The following is a 19,256-nucleotide window of genomic DNA, read 5'->3' on the forward strand; positions in this document are numbered from 1 at the left end:
CACTCCCTGCATCTGCATTCTAACGTAGTTCGATTAGTCGCCCGTCGCCTTGCTCTTTCAAAACACCGAATGAACTAAGCTCGTATCCTTCCTGACGCATCTGACCTTCGAACTCGATGGCGTTGTCCGGGTCAACGGCAATGAGCAGTCCACCGCTCGTTTGCGGGTCGGCCAGCACGAAGCGCTGTGTCTCGGTCAATGCGCCGATTTTATGTCCGTAACTCTTCCAATTCCGTTGGGTACCTCCCGGGTAACAGCCCTGGTCGAGGTAATGCGGCAGCGAGGCAATGACCGGCACTTTCTCAAAGTCGATTTCCGCAGCCAGGCCGCTTCCCTCGCACATTTCAGCGAGGTGTCCCAGCAGGCCAAAGCCGGTCACGTCGGTAAGCGCTTTCACGTAATGCATTTTACCCAGGAGTTCACCGATCTTATTGAGGGTGGTCATACTTTGCAATGCCATCAGCGCATCTTCCGGGCGGAGTATGCCGCGTTTCTGAGCGGTGGAAAGTATACCTACGCCCAGTGGCTTGGTTAAGTAAAGCCGGCAGCCGGGCGTGGCGGTTGAATTTTGTTTGAGTTGTTCCACCGGCACCATGCCATTCACAGAAAGCCCGAATACGGGTTCCGGGCAATCGATGCTATGGCCTCCTGCGAGCGTAATACCCGCGTCGGCGCATACCGCACGCGCGCCTTCGAGCACGCGCTGCGCGGTTTCGGCCGGGAGCTTATCCACCGGCCACCCCAGGATGGCGATCGCCAGCACGGGCTTCCCGCCCATTGCATACACGTCGCTAATGGCGTTGGTAGAGGCGATGCGGCCGAAATCGTAGGCATCGTCCACAATAGGCATAAAAAAATCCGTCGTTGAAATAAGCCCCATCCCATTGCCCAGGTCGAGCACGGCGGCATCGTCCCTTTTGTCGTTTCCGACCAGCAAGCGCGGGTCTATGGCTACGGGCGAATGGCTATGCAGTATGGTATCGAGTATAGCCGGACTGATTTTGCAACCGCATCCGGCGCCATGTGAGTATTGTGTAAGTTTGATATCCTGAGCGGTCATGAAATAGGTTGCCGCAGCTTTCGGGCTGCTATGGTTTGGTTAAAATCTAATACTAACTGCGCATTGGCTTCATCCGAGCCGCCATTTAACAGAACGCGGAACAACCTGCCGGCATCCTTGTTTGCCAGGGATTTGCGATAGGCTTTGTCGTAATAAACCAAAACCAGCCGGATGAATTCCTCCATTTTCCCCTCCCTGATCGCCGCTACGGCCTGTGTCGTTTGCAATGGCCCCAGGCGTTTTCGGATACGCTCGGTGCATTCAACCAGAAAATCCGGGGACAGTGAACCGTATTCTTCTACCAACCTGGCAACCCGTTCCCGTAAATCGACCTCGATATCGATCATAGGCGCCACGTTCATTTGCTGCCAGAGCGGACGCGGAATCGCCACCCTTGCGATGTTCAGGTTTTCGTCCTCTATCCACACGGGTGCGTGCGGGCTAAGATCCTTCATAATCCAGGCAAGGTTATTCTCGAATTGCTCCTGACTGGGCTGCCGCATGCTGTTCATGCTTCCGTAGCTGGATCCCCGGTGTTGCGCCAGGTCTTCGAGATCGATGATTTGTTCGCCCATGTCCTGCAACCTGCCTAAAATCATGGTCTTACCCGAGCCGGTCATGCCACCCAATATCCTCAAATCGTACGCCGTTGCAAACTGCCGGTGTGCCCATTGCCGGTAACTTTTATATCCGCCCCGGATCAAAAGCACCTCGAAGCCATACAAGTCCAGCGCCCAGGCCATTGCCCCACTGCGCATACCACCGCGCCAGCAATGGACCGCTATGCGTTTGTCGGGAGCAAACTCCAATGCCGACCGGATAAAACCCGACCATTTATGGCCCGTCAAATCAAAACCGAGCAGTATCGCTTGCTCGCGCCCGATTTGCCTATAGGTAGTACCAACCTGCACACGCTCCTCATTGCTGAAAAGCGGCAGGTTCACAGCTCCGGGAATATGCCCATGGTCAAATTCCGCCGGCGTGCGCACATCGGCCAGCACGACCGGGTTTTCCAACGCGAGAAAATCCTCTATTGACAGGTTTCGGATCATTCAATCATTCACAATTAAGGATTCACCAGGTATGATGCCGGCAAAGTTAACAGATAATCGAAACGAAGTGCGAGGGTATATCAACCGATCCTGGTCAGGAATGTACCATTAGCAAATAGGTACCTTCATCACAATTCCCCTGCGAAGCGACGGTCCATTTTTGCTGCAAATAAAACTGGACTGCAGCGTTATTCGCCGCAACGCATTTAAGTTGAGCCGGGCGACCGATCCTGTCAAGACATTCGCTCAGCAGCCTGGTCCCGATGCCGCGCCCATGAAATGCCGGATCCACATAAAGGCAATGAACGAAGTTGTCCGGCTCCCACCAGGAAACAAACCCCACCACAACCTGGTCGTGAAGTGCGACCAGTATCTTCTCCCCTTCTACGGCCAGGTCGAAATCGCCAAGCCCGTAAGAATCTGCCGGCATCCACGGAAATGCGTGCCGGCGTCCTTCCAGATAAATCTCACGCAGCGCCTGGGCATGGTCGGGGGTAAATTCCAACAGCTCGGTTCTACCGGGCTTTCTTTTTTTACGGTATCCGGATGGCGAAACGCCCTTACTTTTTCGAAAAAGCTTGTTGAGATGGCTCGTGTCGGTAAAACCGAATTCAGTGGCGATCTCTCCGAGGCGCTGATTGGTATACGCCAGGCGCGATTCGATCAGCGCCAGCCGATAGGCATTAACATACTCCTGAAGACTCTCCCCGGTTTCGCGTTTGAAATACTGGCTGACATACGTGGGTGATATATTGAAATAGGCCGCCAGCTTTTCGACCCTCAGCGCCTGAGGCGTGTAAATATGCTCATGCACATACCCGAGTAAAGACAAAGGCTGAGACGACTGGTAGTGATCCGCTTGCTGGAAAAGTGCGATATTTCTGGCGGCGACCGTAATAATGGTATTCAGCAGCTGTTGCATTACCTGCGATTGATGGGGGCCGCCGGATTGCTGCTCCCTCAACAGCGCCTCGGTCAATATCCTGATCGTCGGCTTGTCGGTAACCGTTTTAAGAATGCAGCCGGGAAGATGGTCGTGGTTGTGAAAAATGTACTCAAGCTTTTGAAGCCACTCCCTGGGCTGGCTGTTCAGATAGCCCTGGTTGAAACGGATGAATACAAACCGTGTCGTTTCCTGTATTTCAAAACCATGGCTATCCCTGGGAAATATCAGGAACAACTTGTCGGGCCCATAGGGTAGCTGGTGGTCGTTGATGATTTGCACGCCGGTCCCTTCCAGAATGAAAACCATTTCAAAAAAAGTATTTACCTGGCTCTTGGCCTTGTACTGATCCGCTTCAAGCAGCTCTATTTCGTAGGGCTTATAGAGATTTTTTACCCGCATCCTTTCAATTTACCGATTTTTCCAATAAACATACATTTTTCCTCCTGCAAATGTACGGAGTTTTGCAGCATCACTAATTTTTAATCCTGTGAATATGAACACAACTGTTTTTTTATTGCTGCGCCTCGGAATCGGTGTAAGTATGTTCGGGCATGGACTGGTCCGTTTACCTAAAATAAATGCATTCAGCGATTGGATGACAGGCAGCTTCGCCAAGTCGATGCTCCCCCTGGCGCTGGTCAGGCCGTTCAGTATGGCTTTGCCTTTCTGCGAATTCATCATCGGTATTTTGCTGCTGGCAGGTCTTTGGACGGAAGCTGCGCTGCTCGCCACAGCGGCCCTGATGCTGTTGTTGCTTTTCGGCACAGCGATGGTCGAAAACTGGGAAGCAGTCCCCAGCCAGCTCATTCATTTGCTAATCGTCGCATTGCTGATTCAATTCATTTCCAGCAACACCTGGGCAGTCGACAAGGCTTTTAACAATTAACCGTACGACAATGAACAATCGCAGAACATTCCTTCGTCAAACCGGCGTACTAAGCGCATTCAGCCCATTTGCGAGGCAGACAGGTACAACAAACGCCCTCAAACACCTTCCCGACAATGCCGTTTCAAAATGGCCGGACGGTTCCCGCCTCGTCGTATCGATTTCCATGCAGTTCGAATCCGGCGGGCAACCCGACAACGCCGAAAGCCCGTTTCCGCGAAATATGCAACCGGGGTTCCGCGACCTGCCCGCTGTTACCTGGTATGAATATGGCGTAAATGAAGGCATCCCCCGAATGCTCGACAATTGGGATGAGCTGGGCATTAAGGTCACTTCGCATATGGTCGGCGCGGCCGTGGCCAAACATCCGGATCTGGCCAAAGAGATCGTCAGGCGTGGGCACGAGGCGGCAGCACATGGCATGAACTGGCGTTCGCAGTACGACATGTCTTACAATGAGGAAAAGGCCTTCATCGCCGACGGTGCCGAGGCGGTCAGGAAAGCCACGGGTGTTGACCCGATCGGCTACAATGCCAACTGGCTGCGGCGTGGGGAAAACACCCTAAAAATACTCGGGGAACTGGGTTTTCAATATCATATTGATGATTTGAGCCGCGATGAACCCTTTGTGATTGGAGTAGCAGGCCGCGACCTGGCTGTTGTTCCGTACACGATCAGGTGCAACGATATCCTTTTGATAGAAGGCAGAAACTTTTCCGTTGACCAGTTTGTCAACCAGGTCAAAGCCGAGTTTGACTTACTATATAAAGAAGGCGCGACCCGCCGGCGGCAAATGTCCATCAGTTTTCACGACCGGATTGGCGGTACTCCTCAAATGGTACTGGCCACCCATGAACTGGTCAGGTACATGCAGCGGCACCCGGGTGTGAGCTTCAAGCGCAAGGATGAAATTGCCCGGATCATACTGTCGGACCCTACGGCGATCCGCCGGTAGTGCAAGCTTCTGCCCAGCAGGAATGTTGATGCAAAACTTATTGATGTAATTTTGCAAATATTGAATACGGTTATGATAAAAGAAGAGAGCACTTCATCACGGCACAACAAGCTGATCAGCGCCTATTTCGAGCTGATCGACATTCACCTTTCCAGACTGGCCGAAGGGCAGGAAACGGAAATGATGGAGCTTGGCGATATCGCGCGGGAATTGTGTGTATCGCACAAACACCTGATCGCGATTGTCAAACAAGCGACGGGGCATCACCCGTGCCACTTTTACATTCAAAAGATCCTGGAAAAGGTGAATACGCTGCTGAATGAAACCGATTACCCGGTTGCCGAAATTGCGCGCAAGCTGAGCTACGATCCTTCCAATTTCACCAAATTCTACAAGAAATATGCGGGAATGACGCCGGGGCAATACCGGCAAAAGATGTTTACCCCAGCCTGAAAATTCCGAAAAGTTCACCATACCCGCGCCCGGGCGGTGGTCTACCTTTGACATTATTCAATAAAAATCACGATGATGTCAAGAAACGAACTAAAAGGTAAAGTAGTATTGATCGCAGGTGGAGGCAAGAACCTTGGAGGTTTGCTGGCCCGGAACCTTGCCGCGAAAGGCGCAGCCAAGCTGGCCATCCATTACAATAGTGAAAGCTCCCGGCCAGAGGCGCAGGCAACCCTCGACGCGGTGCAGGCCGCGGGTGCGGACGGGTTCCTCTTCCAGGGCGATTTGACTCAGATTGATAATATCGCCCGCTTTTTTGATGAAACCATTTCCCGGTTCGGCGGCATAGACATTGCGATCAACACCGTGGGGAAAGTCCTGAAAAAACCATTTGCCGAAACCACGGAGGCTGAATATGACAGCATGGCAGATATTAATTCCAAAGTTGCGTATTTCTTTATCCAGCAGGCAGGAAGCAAGCTCAATGAAAACGGTAAGGTGTGTACGATCGTAACTTCCCTTCTGGCCGCATACACCGGGCTTTACTCTACTTATGCGGGACAAAAAGCGCCCGTTGAGCACTACACCCGCGCCGCCTCCAAAGAATTTGGCGCCAGGGGCATTTCCGTCACGGCGGTTGCACCCGGTCCGATGGACACGCCGTTCTTCTACGGCCAGGAAACCGCTGACGCTGTGGCTTATCACAAATCAGCCTCAGCACTCGGAGGGTTAACGGACATCGCCGACATCGCGCCCCTGGTGGAGTTCCTGGTAACCGACGGATGGTGGATTACCGGCCAGACCATATTCGCAAACGGCGGGTACACGACCCGATAATCGTTTCGAAAGCAGGCTCCAAACGCTTCAAAAGAAGGCAGGAGCCTGCTTTTCCAAAACAGCTACACGCATTACTCAAAATCTCACTTACCCGGTGGTATGTGCGACGGCACCACGTTAGAGACGGGCTTGATGGATTTCAGGTAGGCGAAAACCGCACGCATGTCAGCGTCCGTCATGTTCATATAGTTAGGCCAGGGCATTGGCGGCAGCAGCGCGCGCGTATTTGGCAACCCTTTGAACTTCCCTTTACGCATCGCTGTGTTAAACTGATCGAACGTCCAGGTTCCTATTCCTGTCTCGTCAGGTGTCAGATTGGCTGCGAATGAAACACCCCACGGACCGGCAAATGCGGTGCTTTGCCCGTTAAATACTACCCATTCTCCCGTTTTGATAATACTCTGATCGACCTTCCCCAGCGGCTGGGCGCTGTTGTATCCCGACAGGAAGCGGTCCATATCCGGTGCGGGCCCCTGCGGGGTCATTTTCTTAGGCGAATGACAATCAGCGCATCCCATAACGGTCACCAGGTATTCGCCCCGCCGGACTGCATCTTCGCTGGCGACGACGTGCTGTTTATCAGCCGGGACCGCCGTCTCCGACAAGTTTCGGATCAGCTGTTTGTGTGTCTCGGGGGCCTTTGTATAGGCACACAAGGACCAGATAGCCGCGGAAACGGCCAGGTAAATAAGTTTCATAGCAAATAGATATTTAGGTTTAAAACTGGATCATGCCGGTAATTCTCAACCCCTGATGATCAATCGACATTGCAAATTTGCTAAACCGGGTTTTTCAAATATTTGGTAAAAACCAACATTTTTAAATCCGTACCTTATTCACCAGTTTGCTGAAATTCGTCGGGTCGATACCCAGGTAGCTGGCCAGGTATTTATGGGGTACCAATTGAAGGATATGCGGACTGCGCTTAAGTAGATTTCTGAATTTGTCTTCGGAAGAAAACCGTTGTACTTCCACCAGCCGTTCCATAATGCCCGAAAATATCCGAGTGATACAAACATGCATCATCTGCTGGATACGGGGATGCTGTTGGGCCAATTCCTTGAATTCACTGTAAGGCACGCGGATGAAGCTCGAAGGCGTGAGCGTTTCATAATAATAACGCGACGGCTCTTCCATAAGCCCGGAATCCATAATGCCGCCGAATGCCGACTTATAGGTAAAAACAAGCGTAGCTTCGCGATTCTCGTCGTCCAGATAGTAAATGCGTTGCACGCCTTCGGTCACGAAATAAAGATAGCGTTCCGTTTCTCCGGCAAATGTGAGGATTTCCCTCCGATCTGCCGAGAATGGCTTCCACACGCACGACAATGCCGCCCAATCGTCGGCATCGAGCGGATGAAACTTGCACATGAATGCGTGAAGCGACTTTAACGATTCCTCCATAGATCGCTAAAATACAAAAACGAGGGATTATGCCCTCAAGGAGCACGCTTACCCCGCCCCATCGCAAACCCTACAATTTGAAAATTACCCCAAGATTGGTGTTACCCTGGAAAAAGAAGAAATGCTGGCTCGCGTGGTCTTGCGGGAAGTTGGTGGTCAGGATGTCGGGCATATTGATATAACCGCCTTTCATTTCTGCCTGGATAAAGAAATGTTTAAAGAACGTCACGTTCAGCCCGCCGACGAGGTTCATCCCGTAACCGGCTACATGCCATTGGTCGTTCTCGTCAAAGTTCAATAGCGTCACGTCTGTTTTAGGATACAAAATACCGATTCCGGCCCCTTCGAAGATGTTGAGCTCGATATTCCTGATCCTCAGCTTTCGCTCATCCAGCAAATTGTGCATGCGGCGAAGCTCGATATTCAGGTAGTTCAACCCATTGGTATGCTCGAATTTCAGGAAATCGCCAGTGAGTTTGATCGGCTCGTTCTCGTAAACCCGGTCGTACTCGGTGCCTGAGCCCGAAATGTGGCCGGTAATGTCGACGGTCTGATCCTGCTTCATCACATATTTCATGTGGTCGAATCCGAAGGAAAGGCTGAATTCGGGTGTGATGAAGTAACCGATCCGGAAGTTGTACTGCGGTATGGTCATCTTGGAAGGGTTGAAATACCGCGCGGTGAAGTGCGTCGGCCGGTCTTTCGCCACCACGCTTTTCAGGGTAAAGTCATACTCCTGACCTTTGAAATGGATGTTGGATTGTGTGTAAGAGGCTCGGTTCCAGCCCCAATAAGCGAAAATCTTGCCCTTTTGATTGTGAGAACTCACAGGAGAGTACTGCGCATATGCGATGCTGCTGCATGCAAGCAGTACGCTTGCAATAAAAAATCGGATCATCTGATAAAATCGGGTATTTTAAAAACAGGCGAAGCAACCTGCCGGCTCTTATTATAACTATCGGAACTTTGCGTAGAACAAATCCAATAATCAGCAAAAAAGAGCCTTTCCATGCTGCCTGGCACTAAAAAGCCAACTATGTAACCATTCGAATAGTTCGCTTAAAAAGCACATTTTTAAAATATCAGATGAGTGGTACCGCTTTTACCCCGTTTTCCAACAGCCAGCTCCTGAACAACGCGGCATCCCCGGGGCAAAAATGGATCACGCGGCCGTTGCGCAGCATGCATGTGAACAGTTCTTTCGACTGAATAAACCGAACCACCTCGATTGCGCGGTAAGGGAAGTCCGGGAATAGTTCTTTGTTCACTGGCATACGTACTTTGGGTTACGTCAGGATAAAAGAAGAACAGAGCAGAAATTCTCTTCGCTCTGTTCTTCGTGAGTGTGCCGGCCAGACAGGTTATCTGGCTGCTGAATCGGGTTATTGTTTTACAAATCGCAGGTTTTCACTGAAATTTATCCCTGTCAGGACGATGCTGTAAATCCCCGAGGGCAGACGCGATGCGTCCAGTTCATAGCCATTGGTATAGCGGTCGCTGGTTGGGAGTGACACCACGGTCCGGCCGCTCTGATCAACGATTTGTACAGAGAACGCCTGGCCCTTATGCAGCGACGGATGGATTTTCAGCTTGCCGCTGGTCGGATTAGGATATACCGCCAGTGTCTCTTTGGCACTTTTCAGCTCGATCGCCCGAATCTGAGAATACTCAAATTTGCCATCATAATCCAGCTGCTTCAAACGGAAATAATATCTTCCGCTTTGCAGGTCCTTCACCGAATACTGGTATTGCCGGCTTGAATTGGTGGTTCCATTCCCATCTACAAAACCGACCTTGCCGAAGGTTCTCGCGTCGAGGCTCATTTCAATTTCAAAACCAGCATTGTTTCGCTCCTCAGTAGTTTGCCAGACGAGCGACGCCGAACGCTCCGACGTAGGTTTTACCTCGAATGACACCAGGGTTACTGGCATTGGCGAGCCAATCGTGAAATTGACATTCGAGATATCAAAAAACACATTGGGCACGTTGCCCCCTGCTGTGCTGCTGCTCGGCGCTATTTTGATTCTTGCCTTATTCGTATTGACCAGCGGCAAGACAACCGTGGCAGTTCCCAATGCATTGAGGGCCGTTCCAAGGGTAGTCGGGAATGTCAATCCGCCATCCGTCGACAGGAAAATATCCACCAACGTACAATTCACCGGTGCAGCGGCTGTTCCATTGACACTCCAGTTCACCGTGATCAGGCCTGCCAGCGGATAAGAACCGACTGGCCCGAGCAAGCTGCCAGGGGTATCATTGGTAATCAGGAAGGGGCCGGAGCCGCCGTCCACGTTCACAGTGACCGCGGCTGAGTTAACGCCGCTGTCGTTGTCCCGGACAGTCAGCTTATGGGTCGTCACCACGCCGATCGAAGGCAATTTATCGCCGATAGCATAGTTTGAACCATCCAGGATTGAGCTTAACCTCGGATAGTAGCGTGTTCCCGGATTCGCGCTTTCATTGATCGTGACGGGCGCATAGGACCTGAAAAATGGTGGCTTCGAAGCGTCGGAAATCACAGTCGCGGTCAGTGCCGTTTTGTCGGCTTCATCGCTGACATTGGTGCCTTCCCATGAATAGCTCAAAACATCGGCCGGATCCGAATCGGTGGCCGACCCGCTGAGCGCGAACGGGGTCGATTTCGGGATTGTCCAGCTCGATTGCATGGCATTGATCACCGGAATAGCATTGCCGGTAGCTGTCGATGAGTAGCATGATAACGTTTCAATAAATGTATTCGCCTGATCGTAATTCACAGTGTGGAAGTTCAGAATAGGCGAGTAACTTCCTTCATAATCATCATTACCGACCAACCCGCTCGACGCTTCGGTATTGTTGCAGGTATAGCCGTAACTCATAATCGTAGTTCCCGATCCCGGCTCTACCGAGGTGTCGAATGCCCGGGTGGTACATACCGGCACATTGCTATTGTAGCTATGGCTCATATCGAACTGGTGGCCGACCTCGTGCTGAATAAGCTGCTGATCGAACACATCCGGATAGGACCCGTCCCCTACTCCTGATACGCCCTGTCCTTTCGAAGCGGGGTCGCACACCGATCCGCGCGCGGCAATGCCACCGCCCGAACCGCCCGTTGCGCCCAGCACATGCCCGACATCATAACCGCCGGTGATGACATTGTCGAGGTTCGCCTGGTTTTCGTCCAGCATCGCCGACTGGTCGTCGTTGTTATATGGATCGGTAGCAGCGTCGGTGTAAACGACCGATTCATCACTAACCAGGACAAACGACACGCTTAGCTCTTTTCGGTAAACGGCGTTCATGTTGTTGACGTAGTTGGTCAGCGCCGCATAGGCCAAAGTGGCCGTTCCGCCTTTCCGCGCGGTAAATTCCCCATTGGCTGCCATGGCCAGGCGGAAGGTTCTCAGCGTAGCTCCGGTAGAGGCGGTGGCGGCACTTCGCTTGTTCCCGGTATTCAGCCGCTTGGCGCGGCTTTCGCTGTCGAGCGTTCCGCAACGGTTATTGGCGGTTTTCTCCGTGGCTTTTTCAGGACTGATCGCATCCCGGGAGAAATAGCTCCGGTAGGTGCTGTCGGCCGTGTCCATATTGATTTTTTCAAAATACACCGCATCATTTTCAACACCCAGGATAATTGCATTGAAACCCATGGCAGTGAAGTTGATACGGACCGAATAATCCTTGCGTGTTACGCCCTTACCCGCGTAAGTCTTGATCTCAGGATGCTTTGCAGCAACCTCCGGGGACAAAATCGGCGATTCGAAAATTTCAAAAAGCGCTACGTTACCATCAGGCAGCGGGATTTCCAAAACCCGGCCTGCGGCATTCTTCGCGCCAAACTCACGGGGAGCTCCGGCCAGATAGTTCTTCAAATTGCTTGTCTGAATACGGAAAACCGAATGCCTCGTCAGATGTGTACTTTCACGGGCTGCGGGGTTATCGCTGGATGTTACCCTGGTAAAAAAGCCCTTTTGCGCAGCTGCAAATTGAAAGGAGAGCGCAAATAAAACGGTTAGAAGTCTCTTCATAAATGAATAAAATTTAGTTTGATAAACGAACGAATTGATTGATTACAAAAACAAAGCTTCTCCCGGCATCACCGGGAGAAGCGCAGATCAGCGTGCTATCACCTTGACTGTTTCAATAGCCCCATCGTCATACAGGATTTTCAATATACTCACTCCCTTACCCAGCGCCGGAAGCTGGACTGTTTCCGATTTCAGGCGGCCTGTGTCGAACACATTCCTGCCATACATATCCACCGCAGTAACATTCCTGACACGTTTCCAATCGGTGACCGTCAGCTGTACAGGCCCGTTGGAAGGATTGGGGTACGCGACCGCCAGCTCTTTGCCGTCTATCCGGATGTTCCTGACGCTGCTGTATGCAAAAGTACCTTCCCGACCGTCCGAGCCATAGTCGATCATTTTCAGACGATAGAAGTTGTTGCCCGGCCTGGCCTGCTGATCCAGGTATGTATAAGCTCGGTTGGTCACACTTTCACCGCTTGCTTTGACCGATGCCAATGCAGCCCAGGTTTTCCCGTCGCGGCTATGCTGGATTTCAAACCGGTCGCTATTTGTTTCCGAAGAAGTTTCCCAGTTCAAACGGGCGTGATGCTCTTCCGCTACCAGCGAGAAGGATATCAATGTTACCGGCATCGGATCGTTGGCGGAAATCACAAAGTTGTTGTCCAGATAGCTAACGTCTGCCGCAATACGTCCTGTTGGGTATTGGATACCAGCGCAGTCGGCCGTGAGGCTCATGGCCCCGTCCGCGGTGCCATCACCTGGCCCGCTGCCGGAAATAACCGCCCCGCCCTCGCGGATCGCGAAGTATCCCGAAGGCATCTGGCCCGCAGTGGTACCGCCGGAAGTGGTGCCCAATACCAGCTTATGACTGCCGGCCGGGACGTTGGAGAACAAGAAGGTACCTGAGGCGCTAACCGGTACGACCGCTTGCGAAGGAGCACCCGGTCCTGTGGTAATCAGGGTCACGTAAAGGCCCAATGTCGATCCGTTCACCGGCGAGCCGCTCACGCCGTCCTGGATGCCCGTCGGGTCGTCGAACACCGTCCCGCCAATGTCCATTAAACAACCGGTAACCGTCAGGGTCGCTTCGCGCTGTTCCAGGATACAGACGTTATCCGGGTGTGTCACTGCTACGCGGTATTTCGCACCGTTCTTCACCAGTCCCACGCCGGTTAGCGTAAGTGTCGCGGTCGTTGCCCCGCTGTAAATACCTCCATCGGCGATATTGGCATAGCCCGACCCGGTATCCTCCTGCCATTGGTATTTGATGGTGCCTGATACATCGGTAGCACCGGGATCACTATAATTAGGGGTCGATGCGATATAAGCAGTAGTAGAAGTCGCATTGGCAGCCACAGAGAACGAAGCGGTACCGCCGCTTTCAGCCGACTGGTTTCCGGGTGCGGTGTTAACCAGCAGACGTGTCGCCTTCTTGGCATTCTGGAAGTTGCCCGTGTAACCGCCTTGCCCCGTCACCTTGCCATTGGCATCCACCTGTACCGGCGAAACTCCCAGCACGCCGTCGGCGTCGCCGTCTGTACCACCTGCTTCGATCGCATCGTTGCAGCCGTCGTTGTCACTATCCGGGTCCAACTGATCGGGGATTCCGTCTCCGTCCAGATCGCAGACCGAGGGAAGACTTGCGCCGAAGGCAAAATTAGCCCAGTTCTCAGCTACCGTGTAGTTGAAGCTGATATTGGTAAATACGCCGGTCATTCTCACAATGGCAAAGCCTTCCGTTCCGGTAATTTGGGTTGGCGTATTCTGGACAACACCTTGCGACCATAATATTTCTACCGGAGCTCCAAAGGTAATCCCAACAGAAATGGAAGCACTTCCAATTGAGGAGAACACGAGTACCGGATCGGTCATCGGGCTGTCAAATGTGAGCGTATTGCTGGTAACCTGGGTGTTTCTGATCGTTGGATTGACATTCGGCACACCATACGAGGCAGGAAATAAGCCTATCGCATACATGCTGCTCGTAGCCCCGATGGGTTGTGAAGACTGATAAGTATACCCTATTCCGTTAATCGTGCCTGTTGCGGTGTTGCCGCTTATTGCAGGCGCGCCGGACCAGAAAAAAGTGTTCGACGAGCATTCATCCGTGTCAAGGATTCCATCATTGTCGTCATCCAGGTCACAGGCATTCCCGACCCCATCTCCGTCGGTATCCACGAATGCAGGGTTACCGAAATCGCAGGGAGTCGATATTACCGTAAGCGTTGCGTCGCGCTGCTCTGCGATACAAGCATTATCGGGGTGTGAGATCAGCACACGGTAAACGGCGCCATCTTTAACCGGACTCACGCCGGTGAGCGTAAGCGTCGCAGTGGTAGCGCCGCTGTAAATGCCTCCATTGGTTATATTGGTAAAACCCGAACCGGTATTCTCCTGCCATTGGTATTTGATCGTGCCCGACACATCAGTGGCACCAGGGTCGGTGTAGTTCGGCGTTGATCCCGTGTAGGCGGTGGTGGAAGTAGCATTGGCAGCCACGCTGAAAGAAGTGGTACCACCCGTTGCTACCGACTGGTTTTCGGGTGCTGTGTTAACCAGCAAACGCGTCGCCTTCTTGGCATTCTGGAAGTTGCTCGTATAACCGCCTTGTCCCGTTACCCTTCCGCTAGCATCCACCTGCACCGGTGAAATGCCCAGTTTACCATCGCTGTCGCCGTCGGTACCGCCCGCTTCGATGGCATCATTGCAACCGTCATTATCACTGTCAGCATCCAGTTGATCTGCAATGCCGTCCCCGTCGAAGTCGCATACCCTGGGAATAGTTGCCCCGAAAACAAAATTCGCGTAAAACTCGGCTACTGTGTAGTTGAAGCTGAGGCTGCTGAATGATCCCGTCATCCTTACAATCGCATATCCTTCCCTTCCGGTGATCTGGGTGGACGAATTCTGAGTAACACCTTGTGACCACAATATTTCCACCGGAGCACCGAAAGTGATCCCAACGGAAATGGAAGCGCTTCCAATGGATGCGAATACCAAAACCGGGTCTGTCATCGGACTGTCAAATGTCAACGTATTACTGGTAACCTGGGTATTCTGAATCGTTGGGTTGACACTGGGCACCCCATATGAGGCCGGAAAATTACCTACTCCAAACAGACCTCCCGTGGCTCCTATTGGTTTTGAAGATTGATAAGTATAACCTATTCCGTTAATTGTACCCGTTGCGGTGTTACCGCTTATAGTTGGCTTACCCGACCAGAAAAAATCAGATGGGGCGCATTCATTCGTATCCAGTATCCCATCGTTGTCATCATCCAGGTCGCAGTCGTTCCCAACTCCGTCACCGTCTGTATCCACAAATGCGGGATCGCCCGGATCACAGGATGTCATGATGGCCACTGCTTTCGCCGTTGCACCGGGTGTGGCTGATACCGGTGTCTTGTGCGCGACCGGAACGGTAAACGAGGACGAGAAGGCCAGGAGTACCGCCCAGCTCAATGCCGAACAAAGTAAATTTCTGCTCATAAAAAATGGTTTTAATAACGATAAACTACCGAAGGCATGCCGCAGAGCCAGTCGACTGCTGTTGCATGTCGAATTACAGTTATGGAGGAGGGCTGTATTTTCAAACTGAACACGTGCTTTGCTGGCAACCCATTCAGAATCATATCTCCCGGCATCACCGGGAGAAGATCATATTACTCAACGTTAGAAAAATCACTCAGCGTAATCCTTTACCATGGTCTGATATGCCCTGACCGGCGTATCAATTGCGGATTAGCGACAAGACAAAAGTAGGACGTGTAACCGGGAGCCTCATTGCCGAAAATTTGATCATCAATTAAAAAAAAGCATGAATTATATTTAAAAAATTTAACGACGTGTCGAATAACTACTATCATTGATTTTCCCTATAATTGTCACCAGTTTCCGGCGACAGCTATTTCTTTTCACACATGAGTATTCAGATCATCATCGCAGAAGATCATCCGCTGATTCTGGCGGGAATTCAATTTCTATTGATGGCACACAAACCCGAGGCGGTAATTACCTGCACCAGCGATTTCAACAAGACCATCGCGATGCTCGAAAAGCGAAGATTTGATTTACTGATCATGGATATCAATTTGCCCGGTGGCGATAAGGTTACCATGGTGCATTCCGTCAGGCTCCGGCAGCCTGATCTCCCGATCCTGGTTTGTTCCAGCTACGATGAGCAGCTTTATGCGGTGCCGTTCTTAAAGGCGGGGGCAAATGGCTACATCTCCAAAACCGCTATCAACGACGATTTTACCAAAGCCGTAGACCATGTCCTGAGCGGCCGCACTTACGCAAGCCCGGAGGTAATGCAGCAGGCATTTGCCAAATTGCTGGGCACCAAAGAGACACGGGAAAATGTGGCCGAGAAACTGTCGGAGCGGGAACTGGATGTCGCGCAGCTGCTGGTGAAAGGGCAATCCACCAAGAACATCAGTGAGCAACTGAGCCTTTCATCTTCTTCGATCAGCATTTACAAATCCAAGATTTTTGAAAAGCTCGGCGTAAACAATGTGATCGAGCTGACCAAGTATTTTCAGGTTAATGAGTAGAGCGCCATTGAAATGGTCATGTAGTTTTAAAAGTGTACTGGCATTCATATGGTCGGCTCTGTGGCTTTTTGCGCCCGCACGTGCAATTGCCCAGCAGGCGCCCGAAGGATATTGGTTGCAGCAATTTACCGACGAAAACGGCCTTCCCCAGAACAGCGTCAAAGCAATAGCGCAGGATCGGAATGGCTTTATCTGGCTCACCACGGAGGCCGGTCTCGTGCGTTTCGACGGGCGCCGCTTTATGGTTTTCGACAAATCCGTGATCCCCATTTCAAACAACCGGTTCCGGGGGTTTGTCCCTTCTCCGGCGACGGGTGCCGAGCATTGGCCGGAGTTCTACGCATTGTCGGAAAAGAACGAATACGTGGGTATCCTGGCCAACGGGCAGGTGTCGGTAGACAGCTCTTTTTACAGGCTCTACAAGAAGGCTCACCCGATAGCGCATGACGCGGTCAGGTACAACAGTGTACTCGCGAGCATGCCCGCTCTGCACGACGTCGACCCGGATTCGGAACCCTACTTCGCAGCCTCCGACCAAGGTATTTCGTACATTTGGCGTAACCCGGCGATCACCCGTTATCGGAACGGCAAGCCCATTTTAGTATCGACAGGTCCTTTCAGGAACTTCCTGCTCGTCGGCCGGGACCCCTACGCGGTCGATTTGAAAGGGGACCTCCTATCGATCAGCTCCGCGACCCGCGACGTCGTCATCGATGGTGATATTCTCCGTAACAGCCAGTTTTCCCCCGACAAAAACAACTACCGGCTGTTATGGAATAACATCTCGCGCCAGGCCTTTCTATACCTGGACAACTCCCTTTACCTCGCCAAGTCATCCGCTCCCGGAAGGCTCACTACGCAATTGATCCTGCGAAATTTTGATCTCGATAAATTCAAAATTCACTCGCTATACTTCGACGAAAGCAGTGGCATCGTATTCCTCGGCAGCACAACGAACGGCCTGTTTCAACTCAGAAAGCAGGATTTCCATCCCAACAAACTCGCTGCCGACAATGCGGATAACGTATACTATGCACAGGTTGCCGGCCCGGGACTATCGGTACTTACCTCCCAGGGGTATTCCTTCATTGCTCAACCCGGTACCGTAAAGGCGACAGTCCTGCGGCAGGCCCCTTTCCTGGAAAAAACAGGAAGCAGGTTTTACATGAGTCGCTGCCAGGATGGCTCTTTCTGGCTTCAATTTGCATTTGATCTATACAAAATGGACCCCAGCGGACAAAAAGTCCTGGCACATGTCAGGCTGCCTGAAAAAGCGAAGTCGCTCAGTATGGAGTCGGGCGGAAGGCTGTGGGTGGGCTGTGAAACCAATGCGGTGTTTTCGGTTGAAGAGGTTAACGGGCAATTTATACCAAAGCTCAGGTTCAGGCTGAGCATGAACGAATACGCGATCATCGGCAGAGAAAGCGATGAATCCATGCTCCTGGCTACCGAAGGCAACACCTATCGGCTGAATACCCGAACAGGTATTTTGAAAATCGTCAGAGCGCTGAAAGACATGACTGTACGGAGCTCCTACACCACACAGGAAGGCACCTGGATTATGACTTATGGAAACGGGATGTTGCTTTTGAATGGTGAAAATGCGGTCAAATTCCCGGTTGACGACGACCGTTTTCTCGCAACGGCACATTGCATCGTCGAGGATAAAAAAGGCTTTTTCTGGATCACCACCAACCGGGGGCTTTTCCAGGTTGCCAAAAAACAGCTGGTCGACTACGCCACCCGTAAAAGGAGCCTGGTTTACTACCTGTTCTACGACAAAAGTAACGGCTTCGGGAGTAACGAGTTCAATGGGGGCTGCTACCCTTGCGCCGTTACCCTTGCCAATGGGATCGTTTCACTCCCGTCGATCAACGGGCTGGTTTGGTTTAAACCCGAAACCGTCAAAGCCGCACTACCCGACCGCGGAATTTTCATCAGCTCGGCACTGGAAGATGGCAAAGCAATGCCGGCCGCGGATACACTCGAAATGTCGCAAGGGTTCGAACAGTTGCGGCTGGAAATTACGACGCCCTATCTGGGTAACCCCAAAAATATCCGAATCTATTACTCCCTCTCGGGCCCGGGCAGAGCGGACGGCTGGATGCCTGTCAATCCCGACTTTGTCATATCATTACCCGGCCTCGGGTACGGGGATTATGTACTGAGGATCAGGAAAGTTACCGGTTTCGGGGCATATGATTACACCTACAAGACCGTGCACCTGCGGGTTCCGCGCGCATGGTACGAAACCTGGTGGTTCCGGTTCCTGGCCGGGGTAGCGCTTCTGGCCCTGTTTATCGTATCGGTCAGGTCCCGGTCGGCATACCATATCAAAAAAGAACGTGAAGCCAACCTGATCCGGCATTACCGGGTGATCAGCCAGATTATAGCGGCAGTGAACCATGACATCCAGACGCCGCTGCTTTACATTGGTTTTTCACTCAAACAGTTTAATACGTATTTCCACAGGCAACCCGCTGTCGATCCGCTCATGGTCCGGCTCAGCGACGAAACGCTCGATACGTCCCAGCGATTGAATACGCTCACCCGGAGTATCCTGGACTATATCAAACTGCAAAGTAAATCGCCCTCGGACCGCTGGGAAATCGCGCCGGTCAATGTAGCCGATCTCGTCGCTGTTACCTCACAGTTATTTGCGGGTATTGCCGCACACCGGGAAGTGGAAATCAAAACCGTGATCGACCCAAAGCTCACGTTCAATAGCGACCCGAACCTGCTTTCCATCATTATTCATAACCTGATCGACAATGCATTGAAAGTCGCACAATCTGCGATCACGATATCAGCCGGCGAAGGCGCGGTAAGGCAAATCACCATTGAGGATGATGGAGGCGGCATGCCGTCGGAGCTGGTCGAATGGCTTAACCAAAGATACCCATCCTACGAAGACTGGCTGCGCGCCTCCCAAAACCCCGGCCAAAAAGGGATCGGCCTCGTGATTGTCAAGGACCTTTGCGTGCTGCTGGGCATTCAAATCAATGCGCACGTCGTGGATGAAAAGAAGACTTCTATCTCTCTGAATTTCGGGAATGCCGTTCCGGGTTAATCAGCATGGACTAACCCGGAAGTTTTACCCGTG

Annotated in this window: 15 protein-coding genes; 6 read left to right on the forward strand and 9 right to left on the reverse strand. The window is 52.0% G+C overall.

Annotated features, from left to right (window positions below; translation table 11 throughout):
- Positions 1 to 19: 19 nt before the first annotated feature.
- From selD to J7619_RS29920, 3 genes are all read right to left on the reverse strand, one after another.
- On the reverse strand, positions 20 to 1,060 hold the full coding sequence (gene selD / locus J7619_RS29910; protein WP_291207950.1) for a selenide, water dikinase SelD: 1,041 nt from the start codon (positions 1,058 to 1,060) through the stop codon (positions 20 to 22).
- A complete protein-coding gene (gene mnmH / locus J7619_RS29915) occupies positions 1,057 to 2,112 on the reverse strand; it encodes a tRNA 2-selenouridine(34) synthase MnmH (RefSeq protein WP_291207951.1) in 1,056 nt (351 codons plus the stop codon). The genes selD and mnmH overlap by 4 nt, the downstream gene beginning before the upstream one ends.
- Positions 2,113 to 2,206: 94 nt before the next feature.
- Complete coding sequence (locus J7619_RS29920; protein WP_291207953.1) at positions 2,207 to 3,457, reverse strand: GNAT family N-acetyltransferase; 1,251 nt, start codon at positions 3,455 to 3,457, stop codon at positions 2,207 to 2,209.
- A gap of 94 nt (positions 3,458 to 3,551) precedes the next feature.
- On the opposite strand from J7619_RS29920, the gene J7619_RS29925 reads away from it, so the two are divergent.
- The 4 genes from J7619_RS29925 to J7619_RS29940 all read left to right on the forward strand — a co-directional run bounded on the left by J7619_RS29925 (position 3,552) and on the right by J7619_RS29940 (position 6,186).
- A complete protein-coding gene (locus tag J7619_RS29925; RefSeq protein WP_291207955.1) occupies positions 3,552 to 3,944 on the forward strand; it encodes a DoxX family membrane protein in 393 nt (130 codons plus the stop codon).
- A gap of 10 nt (positions 3,945 to 3,954) precedes the next feature.
- Positions 3,955 to 4,899: a polysaccharide deacetylase family protein gene (locus J7619_RS29930; RefSeq protein WP_291207957.1), complete on the forward strand. Its 945-nt coding sequence runs from the start codon at positions 3,955 to 3,957 to the stop codon at positions 4,897 to 4,899.
- A gap of 72 nt (positions 4,900 to 4,971) precedes the next feature.
- Positions 4,972 to 5,352 carry an AraC family transcriptional regulator gene (locus J7619_RS29935; RefSeq protein WP_291207959.1) on the forward strand — a complete coding sequence of 127 codons (381 nt, stop codon included), beginning with the start codon at positions 4,972 to 4,974 and terminating at the stop codon, positions 5,350 to 5,352.
- 72 nt (positions 5,353 to 5,424) lie between these two features.
- Positions 5,425 to 6,186 (forward strand): SDR family oxidoreductase, encoded by a 762-nt coding sequence (locus tag J7619_RS29940; RefSeq protein WP_291207961.1) that lies wholly within the window; start codon positions 5,425 to 5,427, stop codon positions 6,184 to 6,186.
- Positions 6,187 to 6,269: 83 nt separating this feature from the next.
- On the opposite strand, the gene J7619_RS29945 is transcribed toward J7619_RS29940, so the two are convergent.
- From J7619_RS29945 to J7619_RS29970, 6 genes are all read right to left on the reverse strand, one after another.
- A complete protein-coding gene (locus J7619_RS29945; RefSeq protein WP_291207963.1) occupies positions 6,270 to 6,884 on the reverse strand; it encodes a c-type cytochrome in 615 nt (204 codons plus the stop codon).
- Positions 6,885 to 7,005: 121 nt separating this feature from the next.
- A complete protein-coding gene (locus tag J7619_RS29950; protein ID WP_291207965.1) occupies positions 7,006 to 7,590 on the reverse strand; it encodes a Crp/Fnr family transcriptional regulator in 585 nt (194 codons plus the stop codon).
- A 70-nt stretch (positions 7,591 to 7,660) separates the two neighbouring features.
- A complete protein-coding gene (locus J7619_RS29955) occupies positions 7,661 to 8,488 on the reverse strand; it encodes a hypothetical protein (protein ID WP_291207967.1) in 828 nt (275 codons plus the stop codon).
- A gap of 184 nt (positions 8,489 to 8,672) precedes the next feature.
- Positions 8,673 to 8,864 (reverse strand): hypothetical protein, encoded by a 192-nt coding sequence (locus tag J7619_RS29960; RefSeq protein WP_291207969.1) that lies wholly within the window; start codon positions 8,862 to 8,864, stop codon positions 8,673 to 8,675.
- A gap of 108 nt (positions 8,865 to 8,972) precedes the next feature.
- The gene (locus J7619_RS29965; RefSeq protein ID WP_291207971.1) at positions 8,973 to 11,597 is read right to left on the reverse strand and encodes a zinc-dependent metalloprotease; all 2,625 of its coding nucleotides are present in this window, start codon (positions 11,595 to 11,597) and stop codon (positions 8,973 to 8,975) included.
- Between the two features lie 87 nt (positions 11,598 to 11,684).
- On the reverse strand, positions 11,685 to 15,089 hold the full coding sequence (locus J7619_RS29970) for a hypothetical protein (RefSeq protein WP_291207973.1): 3,405 nt from the start codon (positions 15,087 to 15,089) through the stop codon (positions 11,685 to 11,687).
- A gap of 431 nt (positions 15,090 to 15,520) precedes the next feature.
- Between J7619_RS29970 and J7619_RS29975 the strand changes: the two genes are divergently transcribed.
- Positions 15,521 to 16,153 carry a response regulator transcription factor gene (locus tag J7619_RS29975; RefSeq protein WP_291207975.1) on the forward strand — a complete coding sequence of 211 codons (633 nt, stop codon included), beginning with the start codon at positions 15,521 to 15,523 and terminating at the stop codon, positions 16,151 to 16,153.
- Positions 16,146 to 19,223 (forward strand): ATP-binding protein, encoded by a 3,078-nt coding sequence (locus J7619_RS29980; protein ID WP_291207977.1) that lies wholly within the window; start codon positions 16,146 to 16,148, stop codon positions 19,221 to 19,223. The genes J7619_RS29975 and J7619_RS29980 overlap by 8 nt, the downstream gene beginning before the upstream one ends.
- The last annotated feature ends 33 nt before the right edge of the window (positions 19,224 to 19,256 follow it).

The sequence above is a fragment of the Dyadobacter sp. genome, from assembly GCF_017744695.1.
Classification (GTDB): Bacteria; Bacteroidota; Bacteroidia; order Cytophagales; family Spirosomataceae; genus Dyadobacter.